This is a genomic window from Roseateles sp. P5_B10 (assembly GCF_056400485.1).
The window spans coordinates 1-1,019 of the sequence record NZ_JBFULE010001270.1; the positions used below are offsets into that span (position 1 = coordinate 1).

Annotated in this window: 2 protein-coding genes; both read right to left on the reverse strand. The window is 64.5% G+C overall.

Annotated elements, in window-relative coordinates:
* Positions 1–614 (reverse strand): inorganic phosphate transporter (locus tag AC1DU6_RS32655; protein ID WP_477862410.1); only part of this gene is annotated, 614 nt, incomplete at its 3' end.
* 90 nt (positions 615–704) lie between these two features.
* Positions 705–1,019, reverse strand: a 315-nt coding sequence (locus tag AC1DU6_RS32660; protein ID WP_477862412.1) for a DUF47 domain-containing protein, incomplete at its 5' end; no start/stop codon positions are given.

Genomic DNA, 1,019 nt, shown 5'->3' on the forward strand with positions numbered 1-1,019 from the left:
ATCCAGATCAGGCCGATGGTCTTCTGCGCGTCGTTGCCACCGTGGCCCAGGCTGTACAGGCCAGCCGACACGAGCTGCAGCCGCCGGAACCAGCGGTCGATGCGTATCGGCGACTTGTGCCGGCAAACCCAGGCCACGATGACCATCATCAGTGAACCCAGTAGATAGCCCAGCAAAGGCGACACGATGATGAAGGCGACGGTCTTCCAGATGCCGCCAGCGACAAGGGCCGACGGCCCCGCCTTGGCGACGACGGCGCCGGCAATGCCACCGATCAGCGCATGCGAGGAACTGGACGGGATGCCCCACCACCAGGTGATGAAGTTCCAGGCGATGGCGCCGATCAGCGCACCAAAGACGACATGGTGATCCACCACGCCCGGCTCGACGATGCCCTTGCCCACGGTGGCCGCCACCTTGAGCTGGAAGATGGCGATCGCGACGACGTTGAAGAAGGCGGCGAACAGCACGGCCTGCTGCGGCTTCAGCACGCCGGTGGAGACGACGGTGGCGATGGAGTTGGCCGCGTCGTGGAAGCCGTTCATGAAGTCGAACAGCAGGGCCAGCACGACCAGCAGGGCCACCACCCAGAAGGCGATCTCAGCGGATGCCATGTCAGCGGCGCGCGGCCGTCCGAAGGCGCTGACACGCCCCCTCGGGGGGCAACGAACGAAGTGAGTGTGGGGGTCGATTCATCTCGGCGGTCAGGAGTTCTCGAGGACGATGCCCTCGATCAGATTGGCGACGTCTTCGCAGCGATCGGAAATGGATTCGAGCTGCTCGTAGATCGCCTTGAGCTTGATCAGCTCGCGCACGTCCTCCTGCTCGCGAAACAGACGAGACATCGCCGAGCGCATGACACGGTCGGCATCGGACTCCAGGCGGTCGATCTCCTCGCAGGTCTTGAGGGCTGCTTCGGTCGTGGCAGGTTTGCTGAGGTGCGGCAGCAGCGTCACGGCATGCTGCACGCGCTCGCAACAGCGCACCGACAGCGTGCACAACTGCAGAACCTGTTCGGG